5 protein-coding genes and 1 pseudogene are annotated in these 6,519 nt (G+C 69.6%); 2 read left to right on the forward strand and 4 right to left on the reverse strand.

Annotated features, from left to right (window positions below; translation table 11 throughout):
• The 4 genes and pseudogenes from WA944_RS07380 to WA944_RS07395 all read right to left on the reverse strand — a co-directional run.
• Nucleotides 1-353 (reverse strand): annotated as a pseudogene (locus WA944_RS07380) (TldD/PmbA family protein); the annotation flags it as partial.
• A gap of 4 nt (nucleotides 354-357) precedes the next feature.
• Complete coding sequence (locus WA944_RS07385; RefSeq protein ID WP_526370466.1) at nucleotides 358-1,875, reverse strand: metallopeptidase TldD-related protein; 1,518 nt, start codon at nucleotides 1,873-1,875, stop codon at nucleotides 358-360.
• Between the two features lie 29 nt (nucleotides 1,876-1,904).
• Complete coding sequence (locus tag WA944_RS07390) at nucleotides 1,905-2,747, reverse strand: energy-coupling factor transporter transmembrane component T family protein (RefSeq protein ID WP_526610553.1); 843 nt, start codon at nucleotides 2,745-2,747, stop codon at nucleotides 1,905-1,907.
• Nucleotides 2,744-4,810: an ATP-binding cassette domain-containing protein gene (locus tag WA944_RS07395; RefSeq protein ID WP_526374221.1), complete on the reverse strand. Its 2,067-nt coding sequence runs from the start codon at nucleotides 4,808-4,810 to the stop codon at nucleotides 2,744-2,746. Before WA944_RS07395 ends, WA944_RS07390 begins: the two co-directional genes overlap by 4 nt.
• Nucleotides 4,811-4,919: 109 nt before the next feature.
• Between WA944_RS07395 and WA944_RS07400 the strand changes: the two genes are divergently transcribed.
• Entirely contained in the window at nucleotides 4,920-5,399 is a 480-nt protein-coding gene (locus tag WA944_RS07400) for a MarR family winged helix-turn-helix transcriptional regulator (protein ID WP_526374222.1), read from the forward strand.
• Between the two features lie 7 nt (nucleotides 5,400-5,406).
• A partial coding sequence (locus tag WA944_RS07405; RefSeq protein WP_526646669.1) for an MFS transporter occupies nucleotides 5,407-6,519 on the forward strand: 1,113 nt, incomplete at its 3' end.

Consider the following 6,519-nt stretch of genomic DNA (forward strand, 5'->3'; position numbering starts at 1 on the left):
ACCGGCGCATCCCAGTCGGGCGGCGCGTCAGCAGCCGGCAGTGCCGGCGCGGCGTCCCTGGCGTGCGGCGCCGTTGCGGCGGCCTGCTGGGAGGCCGCCACCAGGTCGGTGATGACGCTCGGGTTCACCGAGCTGGACCGCACGGATCCGACGCGTGCGTCGTTGCCTTGTCGCACAACCGAAATGATCGTGGTGGTGCGGTTGGTCGATTCGCCGTTGGTGGTCATCGTGTTGTTCGCCCAGCGCAGTGAGGCATCAATGCGATCGGTGACCAACACGATGGTTTCGTCTGCTCTGCCGAGCCGCCGGGCTTCGGCCAGCGCGATGTCGACTACCTGTTGTGCGGTGATCACTGTTCTACCGCCCGCTCTCTTCACGGGTGTTGAGCACGTTGATGCCCCTGAACAAGGCCGACGGGCAGCCGTGGCTGACCGCGGCGACCTGACCGGGCTGCGCCTTGCCGCAGTTGAACGCGCCACCCAGCCGCCAGGTGTTCGGCCCGCCGACCGCTTCCAGCGCTCCCCAGAAGTCGGTGGTGGTCGCCTGGTAGGCGACGTCACGGATCTGCCCGTCGAGCTTGCCGTCACGGATCCGGAAGAACCGTTGCCCCGTGAACTGGAAGTTGTAGCGCTGCATGTCGATTGACCAGCTCTTGTCACCGACGATGTAGATACCGTCGGCCACCCGGGCGATCAGGTCGTCTGTGCTGACGTCGTCGTCGCTGGGTTGAAGCGAGACGTTGGGCATCCGCTGGATCGGCACGTGGTGGGCGGAATCGGCATACGAGCAGCCGTTGGAGCGGGCCACCCCGAGCCGCGGTGCGAACACCCGGTCCAGTTGATACCCGACGAATATCCCGTCACGCACCAGATCCCAGCTCTGCGCACGCACGCCCTCGTCGTCGAAACCCACGGTCGCCAGGCCGTGGGCGACGGTGCGGTCGGCGGTCACGTTCATCAACGCCGACCCGTACTTCATGCTGCCCAGCTTGTCCGGGGTGGCGAACGACGTCCCGGCGTAGGCGGCTTCGTATCCGATCGCGCGGTCGTACTCGGTGGCGTGGCCGATCGACTCGTGGATCGTCAGCCACAGGTTCGTCGGGTCGATCACCAGGTCGGTCGGTCCGGCCACCACGCCGGGCGCCTTCGCCTTCTCCGCCAGCAGCGAGGGCAACTGCGCCAACTCGCCGGTCCAGTCCCACACCTCGTCGCCGGCGACGGCTTCCCAACCCCGCGCGGTCGGCGGCGCCAGCGTGCGCATGGTGTCGAACGTCCCGGCGGCCGAATCCACGGTGACCGCCTCGAGATTCGGCAGCACCCGCACCCGCTGCTGGGTGATCGACGAACCGAACGTGTCGGCGTAGAACGTCTGCTCCTTGGCGGTGTGCAGCCACGCCGACACGTGGTCGACACCGTCTGAGGCCAGCAGTCGGCCCGAGTAGTCCTGCAGCACCGCGACTTTGTCCTCGGCGGCCACCGCGAACGGGTCGATGACGTAGTCCGACACCCAGGACAGGTCACGGTAGACGGGCTCGGGCGCCAGTTCGATGCGCTCGGCGTTCAGCGCGGACAGCGTGGTCGCCACCTTCACCGCACGCCGCGCGGTCTCGGCCGCCGCTGCGGTGTCGAGCTCGGCGTGCGAGGCAAAGCCCCAGGTGCCGTCGACGATGACCCGCACCGCCAGCGCGATCTCGTGGTCGACGACGGCGTTCTCGAGCGCACCGTCGCGTAGCTGCGTGGTCTCGGTCGTGATGGCGTGCACCCGCAGGTCGGCGTAGCTCGCTCCGGCCGCAACCGCCGTGGACAGCGCCGCGTCCGCCAGTTCATGGCGCGGCAGCGCAAGGAAGTCGGCATCGATTGGTCGGGACCCCGTCACGCGAACCACCGTAGCGGCTGCCTCCGGGGTCAGCGGCCGGTGCCGCTGGTGCCCAGCACCGTCAACTCGAGCGCCAGGGCGGTTCCGCAGACCGCGATCACGATCGCGAAGGCGACCCAGTCCCGGCGCTTGGGTCGTGTCGGTGCCGCCGAGATCTGCCCGGCGCCACCGCGGGCGGTGATCGCGTCGCCCATCTCGTCGGCGCGGCGCAACGCGACGGTGATCGCCGCGGAGAGCAGGTCGATCAACTCGGCGGCCCATCGCCGCCCGCGGCCCCGCCGGGTCGCGTCGACGTCACGCGGACGCAGCTGGCGCGCCGCATAGAGCACCCGGAACTCCTCGAACAGCATCGGAAACGCCCGCAGCGCCAACGCCAGCGTCACCGCCCAGTCGTCGACCGGCACCCGCAACGGGCGCAGCGGGCGGCCCAGCGTCGCCACCGCGGGCGCGACCTCGGCGACGTTGGTGGTGAACGACACCATCGCACCGAGTCCGAGGAGCACCACCGTCAGCGCGGCGATGCGCAGGAAGTTCAGCAGCCCGCCCAGACCGATGTCGACGGAGCCGGCGGGGATCACCGGACTGCCGCCGGCGAACGCCGCAGTGATCGCCCCCAGCGCCACCAGCACCCACAACACCCTCGGCACTGTCGGGAACGCGCCGCGCGGGATGTGCGCCAGCCGCGCCGCGACGACGATCAGCACGGCGACGGCGCCGATGGGCACCCAGCCCGGGTAGAACGTCAGCAGCACTCCGATGCCGGCGACGATCAGCAGCTTCGAGCCGGCCCACAGGTCGTGGATGACGGTCTGGCCCGGTACCGGCCGCAGCAGCACCACCTGCCTGCGCTGCTTGCGCGGTGCGGCCGTCATGAAAGTTCCCCTGCCGTAGTCGGAACCGCGGCCAGCATCCCGTCCTCGAGGTGCAGCGTGCGCGGGCACAACTCCTCCAGCCCGACGAAGTCATGCGAGATGACCACCAGCGTCAGCCCCTCGCGGCGACGCAGGTCCACCAGCAGGCGCAGCAGGCCACGCTGGGAGGCTGCGTCCAAGCCCGCCAGCGGTTCGTCGAGGATCAGCGCGCGCGGCTTACGGGCCAGCAGCCCGGCCAGCACCACCCGCCGCATCTGACCGCCGCTGAGCTCGTCAACCCGCCGGGCGGCCAGCGTGGGCTCCAGGCCGACGGTGTGCAGCGCTTCGGTCACCTTCGCCTGGTTGTACATCGAGAACCCGGCCGACGAGGCGATCTCCAGGGCGACGTGGCTGCGCATCAGTTGCAGTCGCGCTGCCTGGAAGGAAATCGCTACGGCACCAACCTGATCCGAGACCGGCAAGCCGTCGAGCAGACAGCTACCCGACGTCGGGACGGTCAGACCGGCCATGATCCAGGCGAGGGTGGACTTGCCGGAGCCGTTGAGGCCGTGGATCAGCACGCCGTCGCCTTCGTGTACCGCGAAGTCGATGTCGCTCAAAGCGCTTTTCGCCCAAGGGGTTCCGCTGCCGTACTCGTGGCACACGCCGTTGAGTTCGAGTACCGGCGCGCCGCGCGGCTGTTCACCGACCTCGCTGGCTGCCGGCGCCTCGGCGGTTTCGACCATCTCGACGTTGTCGGCGCCGGAATTGTCGGCGGCAGCGGAGTCGTTGCCGGTCAGATTGACGGTGCGGTCGGCGGCATCGGCTTCGTCGTTGTAATGGGTGATGTGCACCAGTGACGTGCGGTGGTGCCGGGTGAGCCCGGACAGCACCGACATCAGGTCCTCGCGCCCGTCCTGGTCGACCATGCTGGTGACCTCGTCGGCGATCAGCAGCGAGGGCTCACGGGCCAGCGCCGCAGCCACGGCAAGCCGCTGCAGCTCACCGCCTGACAGCCCCCCGGTGTCCCGCTCGGCGAGCCCGTCGAGTCCCACCTCGGAGAGAAGTTGACCCACATCGGTCGACGCACCGGGGGGCAGACCCCAGACGACGTCGTCGGCGACCCGGGTGCCCAGCACCTGACTCTCGGGGTGCTGCATCACCACCGCGGTGCCGCCGAGCTTGCCCAATCCCACTGCGCCCGGGCGTTCCACGGTTCCCGAGGTGGGGTCGCGGCCCGACAGCACGAGCATCAGCGTCGTCTTGCCCGAGCCGTTGGCGCCGGTGACCGCCACGTGCTCCCCGGGTTGTACCGCCAGCGATACGGGTCCCAGCGCGTCGCGGTCGGACCCCGGGTACCGGAACCGGACATCGCGCAGCTGCAGCGGCACCGGTTCGACCGGACCCGCGTCCACCGACGACTCCAGCTTGTGCACGTCGGGGATGCCGACCAGCCGCGACATCACCCGCGACAGCGCCCACCAGCCGACCAGGCTGACGAACAGGATGCTGAACACGCCGGTGGCGAAGAACACCAGCGGCCAGTAGTCCAGCGCTGTCGCGAAGTCCTGCTTGATCCGCTCGGAGGCCTCCTCCATGCCCGGGATGCGGGCAATGACCGCGGCGGCGCCGGTCACGTTGGCGGTGACCGAGTCGAAGATCAGGTTGCGCAACCGGCTCAGGATCGCCAGCGCGATCACGGTGCCCGCGCCGAACAGCGCACCGGCGATGAGTGCCGTCCCCACCACCGTCGGGGTGCCGCGGCCGCGGCGCTTGACGATGCCGGTCAACCCGCCGATGTAGGCGCAGTTCACCACCGTCATGAAGCCACCCATGCCGGCGATGAGGAAGGCGACGAGGCCGCCGGCGACGGTCGCGGCGATCAGCACCCGCAGCCGGTAGCGGTAGGCGAGCAGACCCATCGGGACGGTGCCCAGCAGGGAGAGCCCGGCCGCGAACGGGACCACGACCGCGATGATCGCGATGGCCGCACACAGCGCCGCCATCACGGCGGCCTGGGCGAGTTCGACCGGTTGAAGCGAACCAGTCCGTCGAGGGGCGCTCTCCGGGCCGGCCGAGGTCATTCCTTGATTCTGCCAGTCGCCGGGGCACTGAACTCCTGACCGGGTGGTGACCGACGCCACCCAGCCGCGCCGTTGATATACATAGCAATCCTATGTAAACATGGGTGCCATGTCGTCAACGCTCGGTGCAGACTTGCTCGCAGTGGTGGCCCGGATCAACCGACTGGCCAACCAGCGGGTTCGGATGCCGATTCCCTTCGCCCAGGCCCGGCTGCTGTCCACCATCGAGGACCAGGGCGAGGCGCGGATCTCCGACCTGGCCGCACTCGACCACTGCTCCCAACCCACGATGACCACTCAGGTCCGCCGGCTCGAGGACGCCGGCATGGTTGCGCGCACCGCCGATCCCCTCGATGCGCGCGCCGTGCTGATCCGGATCACCCCCGACGGTGTCGCGGCGCTGCGGCAGGCGCGGCTGGACCGCGGTGCCGCAGTCGATCCGTACCTGGAGCGGCTCAGCGACGATGAGTGCCGGTGCCTGACCGAGGCGCTCGTCGTTCTGCGACGGCTGATCGAGGACGCCACCGCGCCCGGCACCGCCGCCCGCCGTCACGACACCGCCGACAGAAGCACCGTGCCCGGTGCCTGAACAAACCATGTGGCGTCAGCCCAAGGCCGTGTGGGCCGTCGCGTTCGCCTGCGTCGTGGCATTCATGGGTATCGGCCTGGTGGACCCGATCCTCAAACCGATCGCCGACAACCTGAACGCCTCACCGTCGCAGGTGTCGTTGCTGTTCACCAGCTACATGGCGGTGATGGGGGTGGCGATGCTGATCACCGGCGTGGTGGCCAGCCGCATCGGACCCAAACGCACCCTGCTGTTGGGTCTGGTGATCATCATCGCCGGCGCGGGGCTGGCAGGGATGAGCGACACCATCGGCCAGATCGTCGGCTGGCGCGCACTGTGGGGCCTGGGCAACGCCTTGTTCATCGCCACGGCGCTGGCCACGATCGTCAACTCGGCGCAGGGCTCGGTGGCCCAGGCGATCATCCTCTACGAGGCCGCACTCGGCCTCGGCATCGCCGTCGGGCCGCTGGTCGGCGGACTGCTCGGCTCCATCTCCTGGCGTGGCCCGTTCTTCGGAGTGTCGGTGCTGATGGCCGTCGCGGTCATCGTGACCGCGCTGCTGCTGCCGTCGACACCGCGGGCGGCGCGCGCGACCACGCTGGCCGACCCGTTCCGGGCGCTCGCCCACCGCGGGCTGCTCGGAGTCGCGATCACCGCACTGCTGTACAACTTCGGGTTCTTCACGCTGCTGGCGTTCACGCCGTTCCCGTTGGACATGAGCGCCTACGGGATCGGGCTGATCTTCTTCGGCTGGGGTCTGGCGTTGGCGTTCACGTCGGTGTTCGTCGCGCCGCGGTTGCAGCGCCGCTTCGGCACCATCCGCACGTTGCTGGTGAATCTGCTGTTGATGACGGCGACGCTGGCGGCGATGGCGGTGTGGACCGACCACAAGGCGGTGCTGGCCGGATGTGTCGTGGTCGCCGGGCTGTTCATCGGCGTCAACAACACGCTGATCACCGAGACTGTGATGAAGGCCTCCCCGGTGGAGCGCGGGGTGGCCTCGGCGGCGTACAGCTTCGTGCGGTTCTCCGGAGCGGCGCTGGCGCCGTGGCTGGCGGGGATGCTCGGCGAGCGGATCAACGCCCATGTGCCGTTCTGGGTGGGCGCGGGCGCGGTGCTGCTGGCGGCCGGCGTGCTGGCG

Origin of the sequence: Mycobacterium sp. (assembly GCF_049683355.1) — a bacterium.
Lineage (GTDB): Bacteria > Actinomycetota > Actinomycetes > Mycobacteriales > Mycobacteriaceae > Mycobacterium.

Coding starts and splice junctions, on each gene's coding strand:
- WA944_RS07390 (WP_526610553.1), bottom strand. CDS start 2,747: ATGACGGCCGCACCGCGCAAGCAGCGCAGGCAGGTGGTGCTGCTGCGG.
- WA944_RS07395 (WP_526374221.1), bottom strand. CDS start 4,810: ATGACCTCGGCCGGCCCGGAGAGCGCCCCTCGACGGACTGGTTCGCTT.
- WA944_RS07400 (WP_526374222.1), top strand. CDS start 4,920: ATGTCGTCAACGCTCGGTGCAGACTTGCTCGCAGTGGTGGCCCGGATC.